Source organism: Terriglobus roseus, from assembly GCF_900105625.1.
GTDB lineage: Bacteria > Acidobacteriota > Terriglobia > Terriglobales > Acidobacteriaceae > Terriglobus > Terriglobus roseus_B.
The window spans coordinates 2,131,383-2,157,084 of sequence record NZ_FNSD01000001.1; the positions used below are offsets into that span (position 1 = coordinate 2,131,383).

Annotated in this window: 18 protein-coding genes and 1 tRNA gene; 10 read left to right on the forward strand and 9 right to left on the reverse strand. The window is 59.8% G+C overall.

Going from position 1 to position 25,702, the window contains the following annotated elements; all coding sequences use genetic code 11:
- Positions 1–14: 14 nt before the first annotated feature.
- The 5 genes from BLW03_RS08800 to BLW03_RS08820 all read left to right on the forward strand — a co-directional run bounded on the left by BLW03_RS08800 (position 15) and on the right by BLW03_RS08820 (position 3,728).
- Positions 15–965, forward strand: coding sequence for a YIP1 family protein (locus BLW03_RS08800; RefSeq protein ID WP_244502017.1), 951 nt, complete (start codon positions 15–17; stop codon positions 963–965).
- A gap of 174 nt (positions 966–1,139) precedes the next feature.
- Entirely contained in the window at positions 1,140–2,204 is a 1,065-nt protein-coding gene (locus BLW03_RS08805; RefSeq protein ID WP_074653438.1) for a YheT family hydrolase, read from the forward strand.
- Positions 2,198–2,791, forward strand: a complete 594-nt coding sequence (locus BLW03_RS08810) for a hypothetical protein (protein WP_074655884.1) — start codon at positions 2,198–2,200, stop codon at positions 2,789–2,791. Before BLW03_RS08805 ends, BLW03_RS08810 begins: the two co-directional genes overlap by 7 nt.
- A gap of 92 nt (positions 2,792–2,883) precedes the next feature.
- Positions 2,884–2,960: transfer RNA gene (locus BLW03_RS08815), tRNA-Arg, on the forward strand.
- 309 nt (positions 2,961–3,269) lie between these two features.
- Positions 3,270–3,728: a nuclear transport factor 2 family protein gene (locus BLW03_RS08820; protein ID WP_074653440.1), complete on the forward strand. Its 459-nt coding sequence runs from the start codon at positions 3,270–3,272 to the stop codon at positions 3,726–3,728.
- 487 nt (positions 3,729–4,215) lie between these two features.
- Here the strand turns inward: BLW03_RS08820 and BLW03_RS08825 are convergent, their stop codons facing one another.
- The 4 genes from BLW03_RS08825 to poxB form a co-directional block, all read right to left on the reverse strand.
- Positions 4,216–4,707 (reverse strand): FtsX-like permease family protein, encoded by a 492-nt coding sequence (locus BLW03_RS08825; protein WP_170834995.1) that lies wholly within the window; start codon positions 4,705–4,707, stop codon positions 4,216–4,218.
- A gap of 289 nt (positions 4,708–4,996) precedes the next feature.
- The gene (locus BLW03_RS08830; protein ID WP_074653443.1) at positions 4,997–5,200 is read right to left on the reverse strand and encodes a hypothetical protein; all 204 of its coding nucleotides are present in this window, start codon (positions 5,198–5,200) and stop codon (positions 4,997–4,999) included.
- 354 nt (positions 5,201–5,554) lie between these two features.
- Positions 5,555–6,412: a GGDEF domain-containing protein gene (locus BLW03_RS08835; protein WP_074653444.1), complete on the reverse strand. Its 858-nt coding sequence runs from the start codon at positions 6,410–6,412 to the stop codon at positions 5,555–5,557.
- A gap of 345 nt (positions 6,413–6,757) precedes the next feature.
- Positions 6,758–8,494 (reverse strand): ubiquinone-dependent pyruvate dehydrogenase, encoded by a 1,737-nt coding sequence (poxB, locus tag BLW03_RS08840; RefSeq protein ID WP_074653446.1) that lies wholly within the window; start codon positions 8,492–8,494, stop codon positions 6,758–6,760.
- Between the two features lie 209 nt (positions 8,495–8,703).
- Here poxB and BLW03_RS08845 point away from each other — a divergent pair, with 209 nt between their 5' ends.
- Positions 8,704–8,913, forward strand: coding sequence for a hypothetical protein (locus tag BLW03_RS08845; protein ID WP_074653448.1), 210 nt, complete (start codon positions 8,704–8,706; stop codon positions 8,911–8,913).
- Positions 8,914–8,941: 28 nt separating this feature from the next.
- Here BLW03_RS08845 and BLW03_RS08850 read toward each other — a convergent pair whose 3' ends face one another.
- Together BLW03_RS08850 and BLW03_RS08855 are read right to left on the reverse strand one after the other, a co-directional pair.
- The gene (locus tag BLW03_RS08850) at positions 8,942–9,985 is read right to left on the reverse strand and encodes an LLM class flavin-dependent oxidoreductase (RefSeq protein WP_139285154.1); all 1,044 of its coding nucleotides are present in this window, start codon (positions 9,983–9,985) and stop codon (positions 8,942–8,944) included.
- Positions 9,975–10,985, reverse strand: a complete 1,011-nt coding sequence (locus BLW03_RS08855; protein WP_074653449.1) for an ATP-grasp domain-containing protein — start codon at positions 10,983–10,985, stop codon at positions 9,975–9,977. Before BLW03_RS08855 ends, BLW03_RS08850 begins: the two co-directional genes overlap by 11 nt.
- 431 nt (positions 10,986–11,416) lie before the next feature.
- On the opposite strand from BLW03_RS08855, the gene BLW03_RS08860 reads away from it, so the two are divergent.
- Both BLW03_RS08860 and BLW03_RS08865 read left to right on the forward strand, forming a co-directional pair.
- Entirely contained in the window at positions 11,417–14,986 is a 3,570-nt protein-coding gene (locus BLW03_RS08860; protein ID WP_244502018.1) for a TonB-dependent receptor, read from the forward strand.
- Between the two features lie 48 nt (positions 14,987–15,034).
- A complete protein-coding gene (locus tag BLW03_RS08865) occupies positions 15,035–16,480 on the forward strand; it encodes a sulfatase-like hydrolase/transferase (RefSeq protein WP_074653452.1) in 1,446 nt (481 codons plus the stop codon).
- Between the two features lie 40 nt (positions 16,481–16,520).
- Here BLW03_RS08865 and BLW03_RS08870 read toward each other — a convergent pair whose 3' ends face one another.
- A complete protein-coding gene (locus BLW03_RS08870; RefSeq protein ID WP_170834996.1) occupies positions 16,521–17,951 on the reverse strand; it encodes a sulfatase family protein in 1,431 nt (476 codons plus the stop codon).
- Between the two features lie 270 nt (positions 17,952–18,221).
- On the opposite strand from BLW03_RS08870, the gene bcsA reads away from it, so the two are divergent.
- On the forward strand, positions 18,222–22,601 hold the full coding sequence (gene bcsA / locus BLW03_RS08875) for a UDP-forming cellulose synthase catalytic subunit (protein WP_074653455.1): 4,380 nt from the start codon (positions 18,222–18,224) through the stop codon (positions 22,599–22,601).
- Positions 22,602–22,643: 42 nt separating this feature from the next.
- Complete coding sequence (locus tag BLW03_RS08880; protein ID WP_074653456.1) at positions 22,644–23,816, forward strand: glycosyltransferase family 4 protein; 1,173 nt, start codon at positions 22,644–22,646, stop codon at positions 23,814–23,816.
- A gap of 90 nt (positions 23,817–23,906) precedes the next feature.
- Here BLW03_RS08880 and BLW03_RS20415 read toward each other — a convergent pair whose 3' ends face one another.
- Together BLW03_RS20415 and BLW03_RS08890 are read right to left on the reverse strand one after the other, a co-directional pair.
- Positions 23,907–24,197, reverse strand: a complete 291-nt coding sequence (locus BLW03_RS20415) for a hypothetical protein (RefSeq protein WP_139285155.1) — start codon at positions 24,195–24,197, stop codon at positions 23,907–23,909.
- Between the two features lie 196 nt (positions 24,198–24,393).
- On the reverse strand, positions 24,394–25,680 hold the full coding sequence (locus BLW03_RS08890) for an MFS transporter (RefSeq protein WP_074653459.1): 1,287 nt from the start codon (positions 25,678–25,680) through the stop codon (positions 24,394–24,396).
- Between the last annotated feature and the right edge of the window lie 22 nt (positions 25,681–25,702).

Genomic DNA, 25,702 nt, shown 5'->3' on the forward strand with positions numbered 1-25,702 from the left:
CTTCTTCTTGACGAATGCTAGTTGATCGAAAGGGCACAGCGGAAGCTGTGCCCTTTCGCACGCTCCAGTCTTCCTTCACGGACGTAGCGCACCCGACGTTCAAGAATTTTCTTGTGGCGATGTGGAACGGCGGCGCTAGAATCGCTGCCATCAACACAGGAGCGCGCGCCGTGACCGATGCCGCCTTTCCCGCTGCTGCTACTTATGTGGATCTGCCCCCGGCAGGCCCGCGCGATGCGTACGATGGTCAGCCCGCGTTGACCTCTGTCGAACGCGTGACCAATACCTTCTTTTCACCCACCGAAACATTCGCCGACCTGCGCCGCAGCCAGTCCTGGTGGCTGCCGTTTGTTCTCGTCGTGCTGTTCAGCTACCTGTTTAGCGGTGTCGCGGTAACGCGCATTGGACTGCCTGCGCTGGCTGCCAGCGCCATCCATAACAATCCCACGCAGAACCAGCGCTATCAGGACGCGAGCCCCGAACAACGTGCGCAGACGATGACCGGAACGCGGGTGGTGATGGGGATTGTGCTGTCTTCCTTTGTGCTGACGGTGCCACTGTTCTGTGCGATCTTTGCGTTGCTGTTGTGGGTGGGGTTCAACTTCATTCTGGGTGGGAGCGGCACTTTCAAAGGCATGTTTGCCGTGGCGATGTTCGCGTCACTGCCGGGCATTTTGCGATCGTTGCTGATCATCGGATTGATGTTCGCAGGTGACCGCGACAGCTTCAACATCAACGATCCCATCGGTACCAATCCGGGCTTCTACATGGGCGCGGACAGTTCGGCGTTTCTGAAGTCGGCGCTGTCCTCGGTGGACCTCTTCTCTCTGTGGACGCTTGCGCTCGTGGCGATCGGCGGAGCCATCGTCGCTCGCGTGAAGGTGAAGAACGGTGTGACGATGGTCTTTGCCGCGTGGCTGATCTTCGTCCTGCTGAAGTCGGCTGCGGCTGCGGCGATGAGTTAGAGCAGGCGCCAGGGATCCGGCTCCATCAACCCATGTCTCGCCGACAACTGGTCGCACGTTTCAGTCGAGACGTCAGGCACTGCGTCTCACCGACCCGTTTTGCGCTCTCGTGGCGCGCCGTCGCCTCTGCACTACCGGTTCCCGTCGTAAGTGTGGTGCAATAAAGGCATCCTTTTGGACGCCTCGACTCCATTTCATCCGCGACGCTGGCTTTCGAACGGCCACCTGCAGACCATCGTGGGCAACTTCCTGCCGCGCACGGACCGTCTGCCGCCTGCATCGACTGAGCTGATCCCTGCTCCGTTGCCGACGGAGATGCAGGCGCTGCCCGAGGCGGTCGCGCTGGATCGCGCGCTGCCCACGCGACTGCTGTGCCACTGCCACTGGCAGCCCGACGCAGACGATGCAGTGACGGTTGTGCTGGTGCACGGTCTTGAGGGTTCGTCTTACTCGCAGTACGTCATTGGTAACGCGAACAAGCTGTACGCCGCGGGCTGTAACGTGGTGCGGATGAACATGCGCAACTGCGGCGGAACGGACGCGCTCTCCCCTACCCTGTATCACTCCGGCTTGAGCGGCGATGCGAAAGCGGTGCTGCAGTGGCTGATCCAGCGTGGCTGCCGCCGCATTGCACTGGCGGGGTACAGCATGGGCGGCAACCTGGTGCTGAAGGCAGCGGGCGAGCTCGCGACGGGTGTTCCAGATGCGCTGATCGGTGTCGTCGCCGTTTCGCCACCGATGGATCTGGGAGACAGCGCGGACGCCCTGCACCACTGGTCGAACCGTGTCTATGAGCAGCGGTTTCTGCGTAACCTGCTGAAGCGTTATCGTCGCAAGGTGCAGCTGTATCCCGAGGTCTTTGATGGGGCTCGCGCAGACAGGGTGAATTCGATCCGGGATTTCGATCAACTGGTGATGACACCCTACTGTGGGTTCACGGGCGCGGATGATTACTACACACGCGCGGCAGCTGCCCGTGTTGTCGACCGGATTGCCGTGCCGACGCTGGTGCTGCACGCGTGCGATGATCCCTTCATCCGCCTAAGCGCCTCCACACGCGAGAAGCTCCGCGCCAACCGCCACGTCACTCTGTTAGAGCCGGCGCATGGCGGACACTGCGCCTTTCTGGAGCAGCCAACCGAAAATTACGATGGGTATTGGGCGGAGAAGATGCTGCTGCAGTTTGTGCGGACATGCGCGGCCGCGACCGCCACGAGGGAACGAGTACCGGCATGTTGAGCGAGTGGAGTGCAGAGTGTGGCGCGGACGATCCCGTGCTGGTGGTGCCGTGGAGCTCGCCCGACGGCGAACTGGAGTGGGTGGACCTGCGCGAGGACCCCTACGCGCTGGACGACATCCACGAAGCCAATGACCACCCTGCCCTGATGGCTGCATTGCGTGCGCTGAACGGTCCGCGATCGCCAGTGTTCACGGCCAAGTGCGATGTGTGGACCATGGACTCTGACGAGCTGGAAGCCGCTCGCATGGAACTGATGGTGGAAGACGCTGTGGCGACGGCCGGCATGGTCAGCTACATCGACATGGTGTGGCGCGAGCGCACGATCTTCGCGTCGCGGCCTCGCATGGAACAGATGCTCTATCGCCTGGACCGGATGGCGGTTGAGCTGTCCTACTCGCTGGCGCAGGTGGAATACATTCTGCGGCCCGCCGTCGTGGAACTGGAAGGCGCGGTGGGCGAGGGCTTCGCCGTGACCCTGTACGTGAAGGCCGTCGGCGTGGATGAAGCCGAAGCAGCCGAGCGCTGGGACGAGGCTCTGCGCGCCGTGACCGCACTCCTGCGCGCCAAAGAACTTCTGGGACGCTAAACGGCTGTCCCCGCGCAGGTTGCGCGCCTTGGAACATCCAGTCAAGGAATCCTTGCGCCCGCACTGGCCCCGCGCGGTAATCTAGTCACAGGGAACCAGTAGCTCAGCCGGATAGAGCATCTGCCTTCTAAGCAGAGGGTCGCAGGTTCGAGTCCTGCCTGGTTCACCAATCCCTCGAACGATTCCCGACGACATAACGACATCTCCGCACGGGGCTGTACCGGCTCGCTCATGTCCATCCGAGTGCAGACCATGTCACGCGAGCGTTCGCTAGGTTGATCCTGTTTCGGCTGTAGACCTGCTCCGCGGAAGATCCGAACTGCGATCATTCGCCGCTTGCTGTTTCCGAAAACCAGACTTTGAGGAGCTTCCGCGCAGTTGCGGTCAGTCACGTAACGGACTAAATTCCGCATCCGGCTTTACATCCCCGCGCCTTACATGGAGACTTGAGCCATCTTGTCCCGTGAGGCTGTCACCTATGCTGACGCGCAGTGTTCTTCTGTTCTCGTTGCTGGTACCCGCTCTGACCTTGCATGCCCAGGATGTAGACGCTAAACGCAAGTTAGGGATGGCTGGTCAGGCCCTTGGCAGGGCACTTGCGACACACGACCAAGTTGCACTCGAAAAGCTATGGTCACCCCAGATGATCGTCAACGGTCCAAACAATACCGTGCTCACGCGCGCCGAGATCTTCGAGGGCATGAAAAACGGCCTGCTCGATTACGAGGCTGGCTACAAGACCACGGTCGAGAAGGCCGAGTTCATCGGCGACGTCGCTGTCACCATGGGCGAGGATAGCTACACGCCTGCGTTTGGCCCGGACAAAGGCAGGCTGCTGCATCGCCGCTCCACCAACGTCTGGCAGTACACCGATGGCAACTGGATAATGATCGCGCGTCAGGCCACGATCTATGATCCTGCCGTGAAGCACTACTGAGTGCATCGGGATGGCGCCCTCCGATAAGGAAGAGAAGTCGCTTGGCATCATTGGCCCCGCCTCCCGCAAAACTGGGTTATCGGAAAATGATTGGTCCTTGCAACCGGTATGGGGTTATGTTGCCCGGAATCCAACAAACACGAGCCCTGCGGTCAGAACGGCAATGGTGATAGGAACTGCGAACCACCATTTGGTCCCTTGCTGAGTCGCGAGGAGGCCGAGGCCGCAAGAGGTTACGGCGCACACAGCCACCGATCGGTGGCGACAGAGGCCATCCAAACAGGAGGAGCAGACTGACGATGCCCAGCTTGTCTGAACGAACCATACCCAGATCGTAGCGGCGTTTTTCTACAACCGCGTTATCGGAAACTTCTTCGCCGCTGTTTTCTAGGATCCGAGGTGGTGCTTCTGCGAGGCTTTCTATCTCGGAGGATTCCCTCGCGATCCGTCAGCGGAACACACATCGCGGAGAGCAACAAGATCCGCATTATTCCTCGTATGCCAATGCCTTGAGCACATCGATTCGAACAGCCATCCATGCAGCGATGTAACCAGCGGCAAAGTAGATCCCGGCAGCGATCATTCCAGCGGGTAGCCAAAAGCTGTACGGTGTGTGCAACACGAAGAGATCGCCAAGTGCAGCTGAAATCAGCAAGCCATTCAGGTAAGCAAGAAAGATACCAGCGATCGTTCCCGGAACCGCCACGAGGAGGGTTTCCTGCAGAAGAAGGAGCAGGATAAGGGAGAACGATCCACCTAACATCCGCAGAATTCCGAATTGCCGCGTCCGCTCCCGCACTTCGGAGAATCGATGGAACGTCATAAAGAGCGCTGCTGCTCCAGTGGTAAGCCAAGCCATGGCCACAACAGTTAAACGAATCACAATAAGGACCTTGTTAGGATGGCTGGTCGGATCCACGGTTGTCCCCGCCAGGGTCAGTATCATCATGACCGGCAAGGCCATCCCCAGGGCGCTCAAGGACGCCTCCGGAGAGTTATAGCGAAGGTATCCTCGCACTAATGGATGAAGCGCAGGCATTCCGCATGTATACCACCTGAGTGTCAAGCACAGCCCGCGTGGAGGCCAAGATGTCGCTCACAAAGCAGCAAAGGTAACTGGCGATACGTTTGCCTGCAACAGCATCAAGATGGGCAGTCCCGATAACCCGACTTCGAGGCATGCACCTGCTACGGTGTTATCGGAAACAGCCCTTGAGCCCCGGCCGATGTCGGGCATTGTTCTCGGAAGGAATTCTCTCCTGGTGAGATTAGTGAAGGTAGTCTGGCTTCCGGGTGCTGTGACGCAGAATGCTCTCCTGGACGCGACGTGCGACTGTCAGGTCGCGGGGGATTGCGGAGTGGAGAATCGAGGCAGGATAGACGAATTGCTGACCATCCTCGAAGTCTACGATCACGTAAGAGTCAGTATTTCGCACGGACAGGATCTTTACTGGCTTGGAAACGTCGGACATCTGCACCTCGGCACCTCTGGATCGATTCGTTCGCCGAGTAGAATAGCCGACGTGCCGTCGCAGTTGAAGATAGAGCCTCTTAGGAAATTCTTAGGAATTCATAAGGCTTATTGAAATTCCAGCAGTCGTGCCGACGAGTCGCTTGCTCGAACGTCATCGCCAATCGAATAAGTGCATGCGCAGTCTTTGATCCTGCTGAGGCACCGCCGATTGGGGTCCTAAGACCAGGGATTAGGGGCACGTAATCATTTACCGAATGCAGCCCGATATCCCGCGCGGCCCATCCAGCATTGACAGACGAATCTCACCATACCGGTGCGGGCATGTTACTCAACACTGGCTGTGATTCGATCGTCAGGCGTAAGTCTTCCTGAGTCTTGTGATTGGTTCGTCGAGTTCATCGGCGATGACGACCCGATTGCGGCCGCGTTGCTTTGCGGCGTACATTGCGGTGTCAGCCGCTGCGACAAGGTCGCTGGAGCCTCTGCGAAAGACTGAGTTACTTGCGACGCCGATGCTCACGGTCAATGGAACGACCTTGCCTTCGACCTTCACTGTCGCACGTGCGACCTTGGCCCGAATATTCTCCGCGTGGCGTTCGGCGAGTGCGGATGACGTGTTCGGCGCGACGATCAGGAACTCTTCTCCGCCATACCGGCCGATGACATTCGGTGGCTCAACAGCCTTCTTCAAAATACGCCCCACCTCTTCGAGCACGCTGTCTCCCGCCCGATGACCCAAGGTGTCGTTGATTGTTTTGAAGTTGTCGATGTCCAGAAGCAAGACCGATAGCTGCGTGACTCCAAACCTGCTTCGCTCACACTCGATATCGAGCAGCGTGTCGATTCGACCGCGTGTGAAGAGCCTTGTCAGCGGATCAAAGAAAGCCGCCCTCTCCAGGCCGTCGATGCGTGCGAGATCCTTCGCCGTGAGGAGTGAGACGAAACAGACACCCAGCACGAACACTGCCGACGCCAACAGAGTGCAAGCGATGAGCGAGTCCTCATAGTGGCCCGCGCCTTCCGTCTGGTTTGTGTAAAGGAAGCCGAAGCAGCCCATGCCCGAAAGGAATAGAAAGCCTCCCAGGGCGGCCCATGCCAACTTCAATCCCTCTTTCTTGGTGGTATCTCGAATGCGCTGAACTACGAGGACGGAAGCGGACAACAGGAAGATGGTCACTAAGAGAAGAAATTGGACAAGGGTATTGGACATGTCGCTCCGTGGGCGCGCATTTAGGAAGGCTTTAGCCAGCAGCCTTTTTCATCACTGTTCCAAGGAAAATAAGATGATGGAGCGTTCCTTCAGGTTGCCGATTTCGGCAGAAGATACAGTGATTTCGCTTCGCCAAAGGGCACAGTAAACCGAACTACTTTTCATTCCGGAGTGGCGGTAACGTCTTTGGAATGAGTTCGTAAGCCGATCATGCTCTACGCGCCATGCACATCATGGAAAACTATTTCGCGAGACGGAACGGTGCTTAGGGTTTTCAACAAGAACGTGGTTAGTGCTCCCATCCGACACCCCCGTTTCATACCTGAGACAGGGGAGCCGGATGAGCTATCTCCAGAGGTTCGTTTTCGCCATGTCGAGCACCTCGTGGCCGTCGCCGTGCAGCATGGCCTTCAACATGTAGAGGTTGAAGCCGGCGGCCTGGGCGAGCGTAATGGTGGGCGGCAGTGAGAGTTCCTGGCGAGCGACCACTGCATCGATGACGGCGGGGCCAGGATGGGCGAAGGCTTCCCGAAGCGCGGGGATGACCTGTTCCGGGGTTTCGACACGCCAGGCGCGTATGCCTGCGCCGGATGCGATGGTGGCGAAGTTTGTCGGCTTGAATTCGGTGGCGTACGTTTCGACGCCGGCCGCCTTCATTTCCTGCTCCACGAAGCCGAGTGCGCCATTGTTGAAGACGATGACCTTCACGGGGAGATCAAGCTGCCGCAGCGTGAGCAGGTCTCCGAGCAGCATGGAGATGCCACCATCGCCGGAGAGTGTCACCACCTGGCGATCTCGCTCCGCAGACTGGACGCCAATCGATTGCGGCATGGCGTTGGCCATGGTGCCGTGGTTGAAGCTGCCAATGAGGCGACGCTTGCCATTCATCTTCAGGTAGCGCGCGGACCACGTGGTGGGCGTGCCGACGTCGCAGAGGAAGACCGCGTCTTCAGCGGCGAGATCGCTGATGCACTTCGTCAGATACTGCGGGTGGATGGGAGACTTTCCGGGCTCGCCCACTGCACGCTCATCGAGTTCTTTCCGAACCTTCTGAAAGTGCTTGACGGCGTCTTTCAGGTGGCTGCTCTTATGTTTTGTCAGCAGCGGCGTCAGGGCCCAAAGAGTGTGCTTCACATCGCCGATGAGACCGACATCGATCCTGGTACGACGGCCAAGCTGTTCGCCTCGTAAGTCGATCTGAATGACCTTGATGCCTTCCGGATAGAACTGCGAATAAGGGAAGTCCGTGCCGAGCATCAGCAGCGTGTCACAGTCCTGCATGGCGCGATATGCGGAGGGCATACCGATAAGGCCGTTGAGTCCGACGAAGTAGGGATTGTCATACTCGAGATACTCTTTGCCGCGCAGCGCGGTGATCATGGGCGCCTGCAGCACCTCGGCCAACGCAAGTACTTCCGTACGAGCGTCTGCACAGCCGGCTCCGGCGAGGATGGTGATCTTCTTCGACTCATTCAGTAACTTTGCTGCGCTTGCGAGGGCGGACGCGGGTGGCAGAACGGAGCCTGCAGGACCGGCGATGCCGAGGTCGATGGCGGGAGACGATGCGAGTTTGGTAAGGATGTCTCCAGGGATGACGACGACCGCAACACATCGCTTTGCGATGGCGGTGCGCATGGCAATGGCAAGCACGCGCGGCACCTGCTCGGGCGTTGAGATCACCTCACAGAAGTCCGAGCAACTCAGGAAGATCTGTTCCGGGTGCGTCTCCTGAAAGTAGTTGGTGCCCATCTCGGCGCTTGGAATCTGTGCGGCTATGGCAAGGACCGGCACGCGGCTGCGATGACAGTCGTGCAGACCATTGATGAGGTGAAGATTTCCGGGGCCGCAGCTACCGGCGCAGACGGTTAACTGGCCGCTGATCTGCGACTCGCCACCGGCGGCGAAAGCGGCAACTTCTTCGTGTCGAACCATCTGCCACTCAATGCCGTCGTGGGAACGGATGGCATCCGTGAAGCCATTGAGCGAGTCACCGGCTACGCCGTAGACGCGTTTGACGCCTGCTTTCAGAAGTGTTTCTACGAAGACGTCGGCGACTTTGGCGAGGGGTTCTTTCTTCCACATGAAGATCGTTAACTTCCTTTTCCGGTACAGGTACCTGCAGGCTTGGATGCAGAGATGGAATCGGAAGGGCGTTGGCACCGTCACTGACTTGCGAGGCGTGGTTGCAGAGCGCCGGCGGCGATGTCATTCGCTCCGCCTCTGCGGCGCGCTCATCGTTCACGCGCCACTTTTTTTCTTCATGGTTGCCCGTCTGCTTGCATCTTAGGACTATGGCAAACCGTAAAAGTGTGTTGCTGTCGTTGGTACTAACCTTCTTCTTCGGCCCGTTTGGCATGCTGTACAGCACCGTGCCGGGTGCACTGATCATGCTGGTGCTGTATGTGGCGCTGGGCATTCCAACCCTGGGCTGGGCGATCGCAGTGCTGCATCCGATTGCGATGATCTGGGGCGCCATCGCGGCGGATCGCGCGAACCGCTAGAGTCGCCGCCCAGACTGCGAAGAGAGGATCAGGCGCCCAATGGCTGCATGACTGAATCGCTGAACCGCTCCATCTCTTCCAACTGCGGGCTGAACTGCAACAGCAGCAGGTCCACGCCGGCTTCGGCAAAGCGACCGACCTGATCCTGTACTTCTGCCGGTGTTCCGGTAAGTCCGGAGCGAAGGCCACGGTTGGACACGGAGTATTCCTGCAGTGACATGCTCTGTTCGAGCTGCGTGCCCTGCAACCATTGCTGGTAGTTGGCAAAGCCTTTCGCGTTGCTCTTTACATCGGTGATGCGGTCCATCTCCGTCTTCACTTCCGCGTCGGAATCCCGCGTGAAGGAGTAGCCTGCGACGCCGAACTGCATGGGTCCTAGGCTGAAGCGCTCCCGGCGCTCGCGCATGTCTTCGATCTTCTTTGCAATGTGCTCGGGAGAGTCGCCGTGCATGACATAGGCGTCACACTTCTGTGCGATGAGATTTTTGGCTGCTTCCGACTCTCCTCCTGCGTAGATAGGCGGACGAGGCGAGCGCACGGGTTTTGGTTGCAGCACGGTGTTTTCCGTCTTGTAGTAGCGGCCATCGTGCGAGTAACTCGGCTGCGTCCACAGCGCGTTCACCACGTCGAGCCATTCGGAGGTACGACCGTACCGATCGTCGTGCTGCTCGAAATCCACGCCATACATCTTTGCCTCCTCCTGCCACCAGGAGGAGACAACATTCAATGCCAGCCGGCCGTTGCTGATGCCGTCGATGTTCGCGGCCTGCTTCGCGAACAGCGCGGGTGAGTGGAAGGTGGGGCGAACCGCCACCATCAACTCGATCGATTCTGTTACAGCTGCGAGAGCCGCTGCAGTCGACCATGCGTCGAGACTGGGCGCGTCGACACCCTTGATGTCATTCAGGTTCAGTTCCGCAACAAGGCTTAGATCGAAGCCGATCTGTTCGCTGCGCTGGGCCAGTTTTTTCGTATAGGCCCAGCTTGCCTCCATGCCTTCGTCTTCCACGTTGCGAAGCCATCCGCCGAAGACCGGCATCCAGTAACCGAAACGCAGCGGTTTAGATGGCACGCCGAATCTCCTCTTCAAGAAAGTCCGCGAGGTTTTCGAAGGGGTTGAAGCCGATGACGCGCGGAGCGTCCGCGACAAAGTTTGAGAGTGCATTCACGTCGTAGTAGTAGATCTCTCCATCGCGATCATCCACGATGTACTCGATGCCACCGACGTCGATGCCTGCTGCCTGCATGATGCGCTCGACATTCTGAATGACCTCAGGCGGTGGTGTGTAGCCCTCCACCTTCAGGCCCGACTTGCCTGCTTCCAGCACGCACGCATTGTCGAAGGTTTCGACCTCCTTGATCTGGCAGATGTCTGCGGGGCACAGGTCAAAGGTTTCGCCGGTAAGGTGCACGTGGATGGCGTAGAGGTACTTGCCGTTGAGCGTTTCGACGCGGGTGATGTAGCCGCCGCGTGCGGGGACAAATTCCTGCACGAGGGCGATGCTGTCGTAACCGAGGTCGATCTGATCGTTGTCGACAGCACTCTGCAATTCTTCCTTCGAGTTGAAGCGAACAATGCCCTTACCGCTGCCGCCGATGTTGGCCTTCACGATGATGGGGTAGCGAAGACCTTCAGCCGCAGCGACGGCCTGGCTTGCATTGTGAATCACGCGCGATGGCAGAAACTTTAGGCCAAGCGAACGCAGTAGCGAGTGCTGGGCGGCCTTCGAGATTTCGTAGCGGAACGCCTTGGAGCCGTTCAGGACTCGCAAGCCGAGCGACTCAAGATGTTCGAGGTACGCAAGCGTGTGGAAGATGCCGGATCCGTGGTCACGGCTGTTGGCCGACGGGCTCATGCGGTTGAAGAGCACCTTGAACTTCGGGTCGTTGCCTCCGATGTCATAGAAGTGGTCGGGGATGAAGGCCTTGCCAAACGGAACGCCGCGGCGCTCCAATTCCGCAAAGACCGGCTTGAACCACTCGGGGTGCTCATACAGAAAGACGAGCGGTGCAGCCGCTTCCTTCGCGGGTGCATTCTGCGGCAAAACTTCTTCAGCAACCTGGCTCGACATGGGCAGACTCCATCCTCTTTTGACTCGTTATCAACAACAGTTTAGACGCTGCACCAGCGGTCCAAGCTTCGTGGTTTCGTGCCTGTCTTGCCTGTATTCCGCCACGCGCCGGTTGGACAGGTTGGCACACGGGCGTTGCGCTGATGTAGTATTTTGCCCATGCAATCTTCCTCGATATCTGAGCGCCTGCTCCGCGAAGACTGTTGCTCCTGTTGTTGTTGTCGATGACTCCGCTCGTCCAATAGCAACGCGCTCCGGCGCCTTTTTTCCAAAACTCCAGAACATTTCCAGCAGTGACTGAGTGAACGCGCCCCACGCTGCGTTTTCCCGCTCCCTGCCATGAGGATCACCTGATGCTGGTTCCATCCCGCAGCGGGGAAGACCGTTGGCTTCGTGCGCGCTCTTCCTTCTTTCGTCCCTCCCATGCCGTCATGACCGCCGCACTCTTTGCGGGTGCGAGCTTGCCTCTGCACGCGCAGGTGGACACAGGTTCCCTTGCGGGCACCGTCACCGATACGACCGGGGCGGCGATTCCCGATGCGGATCTCACGTTGCGGGAAGAGGCAACGGGTGTGACGGCTCGGCTGCATACCGCGAGGGACGGCAGCTTCAACTTCAGCCCGTTGAAGCTGGGAACTTACACGCTGACGGTAAAGCACGATGGCTTCAAGCAGAGCGTGGCGGAACATCTGAATGTCACGATCCAATCGCGACTTGAGGTACAGCCACATCTTGAAGTGGGCGGCGCGGGAGAGGTGGTGGAAGTATCGTCCACCAGTCCGCTACTTGAGACGCGATCGTCGTCGGTGCAGCAACTGGTCGATGAGCACACCATCAATGCCCTTCCCCTGAATGGTCGCAACGCAACGTTTCTTGCGCAGCTCTCGCCCGGTGTGACCTTTGCACAGAGTGACAGTCGCAACTTGCAGTCGAGTGGTTCATTTGCTGCGAACGGTGCGCGTCGCACGCAGAATAATTACCTGCTGGATGGCATGGACGATAACGCCGCCATCGCCGACCTGGTGAACCAGGCGCAGTACGTGGTGATGCCGCCGCCGGATGCGCTGCGCGAATTCACGGTGCAAACGAGCACTTACTCGGCCGAGTTTGGGCACTCCGCAGGTGCGGTGCTCAACGTCAGTACAAAGGCCGGCGATAACAAATTGCATGGCAACGTGTGGGAGTATCTGCGCAACAGTGCGCTGGATGCGAAGGACTACTTTGTTCTTCCAACGCAGAAGAAGCCTGCCTTCCGCCAGAACCAGTTCGGTGGCACGCTGGGCGGCCCCATCGTCATCCCGAAGGTCTACGACGGACGCAACCGGACGTTCTTCTTTGCGGACTACCAGGGCACACGCATCGCACAGGGCAAGACCTACACCAGCACGGTGCCAACACTGGCGGAGCGGAACAGTGGCTACACCAATCTGCAGGACCTGATCGCGTTGCAGTCGGGAACACTGACCGATGCGCTGGGGCGCGTGTTTCCAACGGGCACCGTCTTCGATCCCTCCACGACACGCGCTCTGCCCACGGGCGGCCTTGACCCGGTGACTGGTCTCCGTGGCACTGCGGGTGCGTATGTGCGTGATCCGTTTTACTCGGGCGGACTAAGCGGTGTGAGTAACTTCAACACCACGTCAAATCGTGCGTTGCTGAACCAGCTTCCGGCCGGCCGCATTGCGCCGAATGCTGTTCAGTTACTGAACCTGTATCCAACACCGACCGGCACGACGCTGCAGAACAACTATGTCAGCAGCCCCGTCAATGTGACACGGACCGACAGCTTTGATGTGCGCTTCGACGAGACACTCAGTCAGCGCGATTCTGCCTTCGTGCGCTACAGCTTCGTCAACACATCGCAGGTGGTGCCCAGCCCTTTTCCGGGCATTGCGGATGGCTCGGCATCACGCCCCGGCAACGGTCGCACGCAGTCGCAGAACATTGCGCTGAGCGAGACACACATCATCACGCCGCGACTGGTGAACGAGGCGCGCGTGGGTTACAGCAAGGTTCGCGATACGCGGCTTCAACTGAATGCGAATACGCTGGGCATCCCTGCGCAGTACGGCATCCCGGGTATCCCGCAGATTGCCGGCAATGGTGGCCTTCCCCAGTTCAGCTTCGGACAGTTAACGGCGCTTGGCTCACCCGGAACTTTGCCGAGCGATAAGTCGAGCAAGGTTCTGCAGTTCACTGAGAATGTGACGATCGATCGCGATCGCCACCAGATCCGTGCGGGTGTTGAGTATCAACATGTTGCCTTCCCCACCCTGACCCCGACGACGTCGCGCGGCGCTTTCACAAACAATGGCAGTTACACGTCGATCGTTGCAACGACGGATGCATCGACAGATCGCGCACAGTTCCTGCTCGCTCCGCGGCCCGTGGTTGCAGGCAGCCTGCAGAGTCTTGGTGGATCAAATGCTGTATCTGCATCGAGCTTCTCGCCGATCTTCAAACTTGTGCGGCAGTACGTTGGTGCTTACGTACAGGACAGCTGGAAGGCATCCAGCAACCTGACGCTGAATTATGGTGTGCGCTGGGAGTTTCTGGGCATTCCGACAGAGAGTGACGGCCGTTTCGCCAACTTTGTGCCGGCCCAGGCGGGCGACACAAAGGACAACACCTCGCGCTTTTACATACCGCAGTCGCAGGTTGCGAATGTGCCCGTGGCGTTCCAGAACCTGCTGGCGCAGGACGGCATCGCCTTCACGCCCATTGCGGACAAGGTGCTGGGCTATGCGCAGAAAGGTAACTTTGCGCCACGGGTTGGCTTCTCATACCAGGCGGATTCGAAGTTAGTCATTCGCGGCGGATACGGCCTGTTCTACCAGGGTTATGAAAACCATGGACTCAGCATCAGCCCCTGGGTGAACTATCCCTTCCAGATCACCAGCAGCTACACCGCCGGTAGCTCGGTTGCGCCGGTGACTGCAGATAACTCCGTCGGACCTATTTCAAATGGTTTGACGAATGTCCCGCTGACGGCTGCGAATGCGTCCCTGGGTGCGTTGTCGCTGTTTGGTGAGCCGCGCAATCCGAAGACGACTTACAGCCAGGCCTTTAATCTGCAGGTGCAGTACCAGGTCTCTCCGAACACAATTGCTTACGTTGGTTATGTCGGCAGCAACGGCAAGCACATCATGTCGTCGCTTGGGTCCAATGCGGTGAGCTCGATCCTTGCACCAACTGCGAATACCAAGGCGAACTCGTTCTTCAAGGACTTCTCGGTTGGCGGCAACTATGTCTCGCGCAGCGGGTCGACGAACTACAACTCGCTGCAGACCGGTGTGGAACATCGCTTCAGTCACGGCTTCAGCGTGATCGCGAACTTCACTTACTCCAAGTGCCTTGGCACCGCGCGTGACCTGCTGGATAACGGTGTCGGTGGCTACCGTGCGCCCTATGTTGCCGGGTATGGCATCGGTGCGGACTATGCGCCATGCGACATTGACGTACGACGCATCCTGCATACCAGCGGCAGTTATGAATTGCCCTTCGGCAAGGGACGCAGCTATGCCACGTCGGGCGTAGCCTCTGCGCTTGCCGGTGGATGGTCAGTGAACTGGATCTACTCCACGCAGGATGGCCAGCCGTTCTCCGTGGCCTGCACAAGCACGACGGCGGCAGGGCTTGGCTGCTTTGCGTTGAAGGTGCCCGGCCAGTCGTTGTATGCCAGCGGCAACCGGGTGAAGAACTTCCTGAATCCGGCTGCGTTTGCGAATCCCGCGGTGGGTAACCTTGGCGGCGCATCGGGACAGGTAAGCGGTCCGGCCTTCCGGCATCTGGATCTTTCGCTCTTCCGCCGCTTCAACCTTGGCGAGGCGCGCTACTTCGAATTCCGTGCGGAGAGTTTCAATCTGACGAACACACCAAACTTCGCGCAGCCGGGTAGCCTGAACTTCACGTCGCCCACAACGTTTTCTTCCATCAGCGCAACGCGCGATAATCCAAACGACCCGCGGGAGCTGCAGGCCAGCCTCAAACTCTTCTTCTAGGCATCGAGACGAAAGAGCGCACACTTTAAGAGAAGGATATGCAGGCATATGAATCGTAGAGATTTTCTTATGAAGAGCGGCGTCGCAGCTGCGGCCACAGCCTCCTTAGGCAACGGCGCCGTTGCGCAGACTGCCGTGACGAAGAGCGGCAAGGCGCCGAGCCGGAAGCCGAACATCATCGTTTACCTTTCGGATCAGTTCCGCTGGGACTTTGTCGGCGCAAACGGAGCGAATAGCTCCACGAAAACGCCGAACCTGGATGCGATGGCGAAGCGTGGCAAGAACTTCACACATGCGGTCACCAATCAACCGGTGTGCGCCCCGGCGCGATCCGTTTTGATGACAAGTCGCTTCGCCACGGAGACCAGCGTGTGGCACAACGGTCCCGCGCTCGATAACACGCTGCCGACACTGGCCGGCGAGTTACGCAAAGCGGGTTACACCTCAAACCTGATTGGTAAGTGGCATCTGGCGCCGTCGGCAGAGAAGGATGGTGGCGGCCCGGGCTATGTGAAGCCCGAGTATCGCGGCGGCTTTCTTGACCTGTGGGAGGGAGCGAATGCGCTCGAACATACCTCGCATCCGTTTTACGGATCGCTGTTCGATGGGGATGGGAAGGAGATCAAGTTTGAGGACCAGTACCGTGTAGATTTCCTGACGGATCGAACTGAAAAATTCCTCCGGCAGAAGCATGACAAGCCATTCTTCCTGTTCGTCTCGCAACTTGAGCCCCACCAGCAGAATGACGAGAACCGCATGGTGGGTCCGAAGGGTTCGGCCGCGCGCTTTATCAATGCGCATGTACCGCCCGATCTGCGCGCGTTGCCGGGTGACTGGCATCAGCAGCTCCCGGACTACTACGGCGCCTGCGAAAGCATTGACGCTTCTGTCGGCCGCATTCGCAAGGTGCTGCACGAGACAGGCCAGGCGGAGAACACTATCTTCGTCTTCATCAGCGATCACGGTTGCCACTTCATGACGCGCAACCAGGAGTACAAACGGTCCACGCACAACAGTTCGGTACGCATTCCATTGATCATTGACGGCCCGGGCTTTGAAGGTGCGCAGCAGATTCCCGAGTTGACCGGCATCATCAACGTCGCGCCCTCATTGCTGGAGGCTGTGGGTGTGCCGGTGCCGAAGACGTGGAAGGGCCGCAGCTTTCTGCCGCTGTTGAATGACACTGCGGCACGCGAGGCGTGGCCGAACAAGGAACTGATCCAGATCAGTGAGTCAATGACGGCGCGCACGATCAAGACACCGGACTGGACTTACTGCGTTGCAGACATATCCGGTGCGAGGAAGGCTGCGAGTCCGAAGTACCTGGAGTGGCAGCTCTATGATCAGCGCAATGACCCGCATGAGTTGGTAAACCTTGCAGGTCGCAAGGAGTATCTGGATGTGGCAAAACAGTTGCGCGGCGAGTTAGCCGAGTTGCTGCAATATGCCGGAGAAGGTACGCCGGAGATCCAGCCGGCGACACTCTATCCGTAGACATTCCGAAGAGATGCCCGCCGAATCCGGCGGGCATTCTTTATGCTTCGAGGTCTGCCGCACCAAGCGGCTCGCGCCACGCGTCGCCTGCAGCGAAGCTCTTGCTCCAGGTGTCACATTGCGCACGAAGCTTCGCGAGCATGCCTTGATGGGACGCATCCACGGCAAGGTTCTTTACTTCGTGCGGATCGTTGCGCAGGTCGTAGATCTCTTCGAAGGGCGCCGCGTTGTCCGTGTACTGGATGTACTTCCAGTGCAGCGAGCGAACGGCACGGCTGGAGGGAATCAGGCCCGCGTCCGGGAACTTGTGTTCGACATACCAGGCTCGCTGCGGCCCCGGCGCTGATCCCCTCATCGTCGACAACAAACTGCGGCCGTGCGTTCCCCCGGGTAAAGGGATACCGGCCAGGTCCAGCAGCGTGGGATGAAGATCGAGGTTCAGCGTGGGATCGCTGACGCGAACGCCCTTGCGACTGGCCGCGGACCGCGGATCGAAGACGATCAGCGGGATTCTTGTCGGCTCCTCATGTGCGTACCATTTCCCTGCGAAGCCGTGCTCGCCATGGTAGACGCCATGGTCCGCGGAATAGAGGATGACGGTATTGTCCGCGAGGCCCTGCGCGGACAGCTCTTTTCGCAGAGCACCCACGGCATCATCGATGCCGGTGATCAGGGCGTAGTAGCCCTTCATCGTCTCCTGCCGCAGTTTCGTGGTGGTGTAACGGGTGCTCCATCGGCGGCGATTTTCTGATCGCTGGATGGGCAGCGGAAAGCGCTCAATGTCCGACTCCGGTGCGCCCTGCGGCAGCGGTGGGTTCATGCCCGCATAGCGTGCCAGCGTTGTGGCGGACGGCAGGTAGGTGCGCGGATCTTCGTCCTGCTCATGTGGCGCCTTGTACGACACGGAGAGGCAGAAGGGTCTGTCGCGCGGCGCCGAGCGGATGAAGTTCGTCGTCTGTTCAGAGAGAATGTCGGTCAGGTGCGGCCCGGGCTCACCGTTCGGGAAGTACTTGCCCTGCCCGCCGAAACCTTTCCAGACGTCGAAGGCGTCGGCTGGCATGGTCGCACCAACGCCGAACTTACCGAGGAAGCCGGTGTAATAGCCGTTGCGTCGCATCTGCCCAAAGTAGGACCGCTGCACCTGCGCAGGACTAAGCGGTGTGGCGAAGTCGTAGATGCCGTGTGTCGCAGCGTACTGCCCCGTCATGATGCTGGCGCGTGATACGCAGCAGATGGGCGTGGTGCAGAAGTGGTTGACGAAGTGCAGGCCCTCGCCCGCCATCGCGTCCAGGTGGGGTGTCTTTACGAAGCGATTGCCGGCGCAGCCCAGCGCGTCCGCACGGTGATCGTCACCCAGCAACAGGACGATGTTTGGTCGCTGTGCTGTGCGAGTCTGCGCTGCCGTTGCCATGTGACTGGATGCGGTAAGCCCCAGCAATTCCACAAATTCACGCCGCGTTATGCCCATCATTCCTCCCCGGTAACAGCTTATCGGTTTGATACGGACGATAAGTGCCCCGTGGACCAGCATTTTCGATGGTTTCGCGTCGTTGTTCTGTGGTTTCCTGCACCAATCACGGTGCATCCACCGGGTGTCTTGAAGTACGTTCGCCGAACCGTTAAGCCCCTGATCCATTGGGTTGACCATCCGCCAACCACCTCAAACGTGTCATTGCGGTTCCCCACATACCTGCAAAGATTGAGTTCGCGAGAGATCTTTCCAAGAAAGCGTCCCTAAAGTATGCTGCTCCGCATTTTTCGGATCATCGTTGTCTGCGCCTGTACGTTTGTTCTCTTCCAGTTTGTGAGCCTGTACATGAGCTGGTCGAAGCAGGTGATCTTTGGCTGTCTGACCGTGATGGTCGCCATGGCGATCAACCGTGCAGGCAGGAGCCGGCTGCTGACCATCTCCTTAATGCTGCTGTCGATCGCGGCCACGCTGCGCTACGGCTGGTGGCGCATACGGATGGTGGTGGGCTACTTCTCGGACGATACGAACCATCGGTTGTCCATCGACGCCGTGTTGATGCTGGTGCTGCTTTCCGCGGAGATTTACACGGTCGCCATCATGGTGCTGGGTTATATGCAGACCAGCCAGCGACTGGAGCGCAGGCCTGTTCCGCTGCCGGCGGATGAGTCACTCTGGCCGCATGTGGATGTCCTGATTCCCACCTACAACGAGCCACTTTCGCTGGTGCGCTATACCGCGCTTGCCGCTATCAATATCGATTACCCGCCAGAGAAGCTGCACGTCTACATCCTGGACGACGGCACACGCAAGGAGTTCCGCGAGTTTTCAGAGCAGGCTGGCGTTGGATATGTTGTCCGGGAAAAACACAATCACGCGAAGGCCGGCAACATCAACCATGCGCTGACCCAGATGGATTCGCCGGTGGTCACCATCTTCGATTGTGATCACGTCCCCACGCGTTCCTTCCTGCAGATGACGCTGGGCTGGTTCCTGGTGGAAGACCGGCTTGCCATGATGCAGACGCCGCACTTCTTCTACTCGCCCGATCCTTTTGAGCGGAACCTGATGCAGTACAAAACGATCCCGAATGAGGGCGAACTGTTCTACGGCATCATCCAGGATGGCAACGACCTTTGGAATGCGACGTTCTTCTGCGGCTCCTGCGCAGTCATTCGGCGCAAGGCACTGGATGAAGTCGGTGGCATTGCGACGGAAACCGTTACAGAAGACGCGCATACCAGCCTGCGCATGCAGAAGAAGGGCTGGAACACCGGTTACATGAACGTTGCGCAGGCGGCCGGCCTGGCGACGGAGACACTCGCGGGCCACGTTGGTCAGCGTGTTCGCTGGGCTCGCGGCATGATCCAGATCCTGCGCACGGACAATCCGTTGCTGGCCACCGGCATGAAGCTGACGCAGCGGCTTTGCTACTTCAACGCCATGATGCACTTCATGTATGCCGTGCCGCGTTTGATCTTCCTGGTAGCGCCCCTGGCGTACATGCTGGGCGGTCGCACGATTATTCCGGGTTACTGGCTTGCCATTCTCGCGTACGCGCTGCCACATCTCATCATCTCGAACATGACGAACTCGCGCGTGCAGGGTACGCATCGCCATAGCTTCTGGAATGAGATCTATGAGACGGTGCTGGCGCCTTACATCCTGTTCCCGACGGTGCTGGCACTAATCAACCCGAAGCTTGGCAGCTTCAATGTTACGGATAAAGGCACTACGCTGGACGAGACGAAGTTTGATCGCAAGATCGCCGCACCCACCACGTGGCTGTTGCTGCTGAACTTCGCCGGTATCCTGTTCGCGCCGTACCGCTTCTTTGTCCTTGATCCAACGCACCCCGGCGTCGTGCTCAGCAACCTTTTCTGGATCCTGTTCAACGTCGTCATCCTCGGCGTTGCTGCGGCGGTGGCTCATGAGCAGAAGCAGCGCCGCGCTTCGGTGCGTATCCCGGTTCGCATCCCGGTGGTTGGCACCACGAGCAGCGGCGTGCAGTTGCTTGGTATGACGGAAGACATGTCCGTCGGTGGGGCCTCGCTCACTCTTTCGGGTGATCTGCCGGAGCTGCGGCCGGGTGAGCATGTGAAGCTCACCTTCCCGGTCCAAACCGGTGACCGGACAGTTACAGCCACTGTCATCCGACTGAATTCCGGCAAGCTGCGCGCGCAGTTCAACAGCCTGACGATTGAAGAAGAAGAAGTGCTGACGTGTGCGCTGTACTCCCGCGCTGACTCATGGGTGAATGTCCGCGCAAAGGTTGAGCGCGACCGCCCGTTCGTCAGCCTGGGCCGCATCGTTGTACTGTCGCTCACGGGCCTGAAGCAGGTGATGCTGGGTCTGTTGCCGGAGAAGCGCAGCCCCGCGCCGGTTCCGGCACGCGCTGTTTCCGTCATCCTCCTGGCGCTGGTGTCGCTGGCAGGTCTGCGCATGGGAGCCCAGAACGTCGGGCCTTCGATGGCTCCTTTCGCCACTGGGACGACCGTGCCCGGTGGCGTCGCATCCGGCACGCAGATTGCCGGCCCGGAACCGACACACATCCGCTTCAAGGACATGGGAGTGGCTGGTGAGGCCGAGCTGCGCGGACCGCACTCGTACTACCCGCTCCACTTCATCCTGCCGCACACGCTGATGCCGCGGACCGCAACACTCACCATCGGCTACCGTTTCAGCGCGGAACTGAGCCACGCCGCGACCGCGTCCATCCGCGTGCTGTTGAACAAGACTCTGATTGCCACCATCACGCCGGACACCGCGGCGACACGCGCCGGCCATTACTTCATTCTGCCCATCACGGTGCCGACGGACCTGTTGATCCGCGATAACGACCTGACGATGGAGTTCCTTGGGAACGGCGTTCTGCAGACCAGCGGAAGGGCGCAGGCGGAGGTCCTGGCGCGCATCGCCAATGCTTCCGAGCTGGTTGTTGACGGCGCTGCCCTTCCCTTCCGTACCGACATCTCGCTGCTGCCACTGCCACTGTTTGACAGCGATATGCAGGGCACAACGACGATCCCCTTCGTCTTCCCCACGCAGCCCGATGCCAAGACCGTGCAGGCCGCAGGCATTGTTGCCTCGTGGTTCGGCATCCTGGCCAGCACTAAGCCCATCCGCTTCCGGGTTGTCGTGGGTGCCGTCCCGCCGGGCAATGCCGTCGTCTTCGTCAACAAGTCTTCCGGGCAGGCATTCTTCCCGACCACATCGGCTGGCGCTTCGCTGCAGTTGAGTCCCAATCCTTCCGACCCGGATGGCACTGCGCTGATCGTCTCTGGCGACAATGGTGATCAGGTCGTCCAGGCCGCACGCGCGCTCTCCCTGCGTGCCAGTCATGTGGATACGGGCGAGCCACAGCAACTGCTGGGCAATGTGCTGCACGTGGATGACTTCGCACTGCCCACCGAACGGGCCATTGACGACGCACCGCGCTGGGTTCCAACGGATCGCCTTGTACCCCTGAGCAAGTACATCCCTCAGAACGCTGAGAGCACGGATGGTTCGCGCCCCGTGCCGGTGTACTTCCGTGTGCCGCCGGACCTGTATTACGGCGAAACCGAAAACCTGAACCTGCTGCTGCGCTATCGCTATGACGCACACGCCGTCGCCGAAGGGTCGGCGCTGCGTACGTACATCAACGGCACACTGATCAATGAGGCTCCGCTGCCGGCAGGTGAAAAGCGCGTCGATGGACAGCGTCAGACACTGTTGCCCGTCGCGAACATGCGTCCCTTCACGAACACGCTGCTGTTCAACTTCGACTTCGTACCCGTGCGCGGCGCGGCGGGCAAGCAGGTGCAGGGCAGCATCCTGAAGAATTCGTCCCTTGACCTGCGCAACCTGAACCACTGGGCCCAACTGCCCAACCTGGAACTGTTCGCCAACGCGGGGTTCCCGTTCACACAGTTCGCGGACCTGGGGCGCACCGTGGTCGTGCTGCCTCGCCGGCCCAGTGGCGCGGAGATCACGCTGTTGCTGGACATGATGGGCCACTTCAGCCGCCAGACAGGCTACCCCGCACTGCGTGTGGAAGTCGCCGGTCCGGACGATCTGGTGCGCGAAGACCGGGATTACCTCATCCTTGGAGCCTTCGGCACGCAGCCCGCCTTCGCTGCACTGCATGACAACCTCCCCATTGCGCTGGATGCCGACGGCGTTCACGCCAAGACCATGGACAACTACCTGACGCGCGCGCAGCGCTGGTGGAACGGCATCACCGGCCAGCCGCTTCCCGATCAGGAGTTTGCACGCGACACAAGCCTGGCTGATTCGGTGATCGAGGGCATTCAATCGCCTTATGCGTCCGACCGTTCGCTGGTGGCCGTTGCCCTGCGTGACGATAACGTGGAGCCGATATTTGCCGACCTGTTCCTGGAGCGGTCGCAGTCGAGCGATATCTCGCGCACGGTAAGTCTTCAGCGCGGCGATCGTTTCCTGTCGTATGAACTGAACGTCGCGCGCTATCACGTGGGCAACATCAGCCGGTACACCGCCATGCGCATCTGGCTTACGCAGTACTTCTGGGTACTGCTGGTCTGCGTCGTCTTCTGCACGCTCGTCCTTGGCCGGTGGCTGCGGGACTCTCTGCAGGCTCGTGCCGATGACCGCCTGAGTGCCGCGAAGAACGAGGCTCATGCGGTCGTCTAAGGCGCGGGAGCTGGCGTCTTGTAAGCTTTAGCCGACCCCTTCATGAAAATCATCCAGGCTACCTTCGGCGTCTTCCACCACTTCGAGCTTGCGCGAGAGCTCAACCGCCGCGGCCACCTGGAGCGCATCTACAGCACCTTCCCGTGGAAGCGGCTGGAGCGCGAAGGCGTGCCCCACGACAAGGTAGAAACCTTCCCGTGGCTGCACACACCGCAGCTCCTGCTGTCACGCAAAAACCTGCTCCCGCAGGCGCTCAGGAGAACCCTTAGCTACCGCGTTGCGACCACTTACGACACTTGGATCGCTCGCCGGATGCCGCCTTGTGATGCGTTGATCGCGCTCTCTGGCGCGGGGTTGAAGGCGGGCAAGCTGCTGCAGTCGCGCGGTGGAGTCTTTCTCTGTGACCGGGGTTCAACCCACCACGCGTACCAGTCCAACATCCTGCGCGAGGAATACAGGATTTGGAACGTTCCCTATCCAAGCTACGATCCACGTGTGGAGCCCCGGGAGATTGAGATCTACGAGCAGGCGGACGCAATCGTCGTTCCCTCGCAGGTCTGCCGCGATAGTTTTCTGCAGCAGGGAGTAGCGCCCGACCATGTTCACGTGATTCCATACGGCGTTCGGCTGGACCGCTTCCACCCGGACGGCGCCCCATCCACGGGCCCTGACGCGCCGTTCGAGGTGCTGTTCGTTGGCGGTGTCAGCCTTCGCAAGGGCATTCCGTATCTCCTGAAAGCCTTCGCGGCGCTCCCCCATCCGAACAAGCGTCTGCGTGTGATCGGCAGTCTCGATCCCAACTTTGCACCGCTGCTGGCGACGCTGCCACAGGAGAACGTTGAGTTCCTGGGGTCGCTGCCGCAGCCACAACTCGTCGCGTACATGAGCCGCAGTCACGTGATGGTTCTGCCGTCCATTGAAGAGGGCCTGGCGCTGGTGCAGGGACAGGCACTGGCGTGTGGCTGCCCCATCATCGCCTCGACCGCCACCGGCTCGGAAGACCTGTTCACCGATGGCGTTGAGGGATTCATTGTGCCCATCCGTTCCGTGCAGGCCATCACCGATCGGCTGCAGTGCTTTGTTGACGACCCAACGCTGCGAGACCGCATGAGCGCCGCTGCGCTGAAGCGAGTGAAGTCCTTTGCCGGGTGGAGTGAGTATGGTGACCGCTGGGAAGCGCTGCTGCACCAGTTGACTCAAACGAAGAAGCGCTGATTTCATCGCCCAGCGGCAGCTTTAGAGTGAGCGTGCAGCAACCTACTGCACCAGGTTTCCGGGTCGACGAACCATTCGCCCTCCACACCTTTACCTTGCAGGCTGAGGCGTATTGGTCGGAGGCGTGGTCGGCGGTGGCGGTGGGCCCTGGGTGGTCGGCGTCGGTGGCTCCGGGCTGGCCGAGGGATTGATCGGATCTGGGGTCTTTGCGGCATCGCCTGTTGGCGTCGTAGTCGTCGTGGATTTCTTCGAGGACTTCTTGGCCGGCTTTGACTTCGTCGTGGTGGTCGACGTGGACTGTGCCGTCATTGGCATGGCCACTGGCAACGCCAGTGCCAGGGCGACGCCTGCTATCGCAAACCTATTCAGAAAATGAGCCATCGGTCTTCCTCCATGCCACTTGTGGCAACACGGAGATAAGAGCAAGGCACAGAGTGGAGGGATGCCCTGAGACTTCGCGGTGCATTGTTGCCCAATCAACAAGTCGGGTGCGTCACGTCTCGCACCAGACGTGGATTTCCAAGGATTTGGCAGCGTCACGATCCCATGGCTTAGAAGCAAAACACGGTATACCCGCTTATTCCACGGGCAGCATTGGAACGTCGGCGCGCGAGACGTGCCGGGGAACGGGCCGGCCGGTGGCATGACGCCAGATGGCAAGCAGGATAAACACCAGCTCCAGACCACAGATGCCACCGATGCCGTAGTGCTGCCACAGGATCGGCGACAGGGCCGATGCAATGGCGCCACCCACGAAATAGCACGTCATGTAGATGGTGTTGATACGCGAGCGAGCCGCTGGCCGCAGCGCGAAGATGCGAGACTGGTTCCCGAGCTGCATGCCCTGCATGCCGATATCCATGAGGATGACCACTGCACCAAGCGTCAGCAGGTAGGGCCACAGGTGCAGATGTCCCGCCACCTGCGCGTGGGTCGCGACACGTTCCGTAAGGTATATCCCCACATACGACATCGCAAGAATGCCAAGGCCGACGGACAGCACGAAGCGTGGGCCACGGCGGTCGGACAGCTTGCCTGCAGTAGAAGCCACGGCGGCGCCTGCCGCAGCCACGAGACCGAAGGTGCCGGTGACTGCAGCTCCCTGTCCATGCGACGCCATGACGAAGGCAAAGGTATTCCAGAAGGCCGAGAACGTACCGAAGCTGAGCGCGCCGACGATGCAGCTCTCACGCAGCAGCGGCTCCTCACGGAGCAGGTCCCACAGGGACCGCATGGCCTCGCCGTAGGTAAGCTTTTCCTTGGGAGGCAGCTCCGGCATCAGGCGTTTGATCGCCGGTACCAGTGCAGCCGAGACCAGCGCGGCAACGAGGAACACAACGCGCCAGCTCGCGATGCGAGAGGTCATATGCGCGGCCAGTTCCGATACCCATCCGGCGAAGGTTCGCGCCAGCAACACTCCGCTCAACAGCCCTGTCATGACAACCCCAATAGCCTTGCCACGCTCACGCGGCGCCGCAAGGTCGGGTGCAATGGGCAGAACGATATGGGTCACGCAGGCCATCGCACCGGAGGTGGCGCTCAACAGGAGCAGCAGCGGCAATGAGGGTGCACATGCCTGCAACAGCAACGCAACCGACACCATCGCGAACATGCGCATGATGAGCTTGCGCCGCTCGAGCGTGTCGCCCAGCGGCGTGAAGCTGAGCATGCCGAGTGCATAGCCAACCTGTGTGGCAACGCCGACCTGGCCTGCCGCGGCAGCGTTCACGCCAAAGGTCGCGCCCATCTCCGGCAACAGCGGCTGACAGAGGTAGATGGTCGACACACCCACGCCGCAGCACAAGCCTAGGAAGCCAAGATGCGCGTGCGGTTTCGTTGTGTCGGGCGGTGCTTCGTGCTGCATACCTTCAGTTTACTTGGAGCGA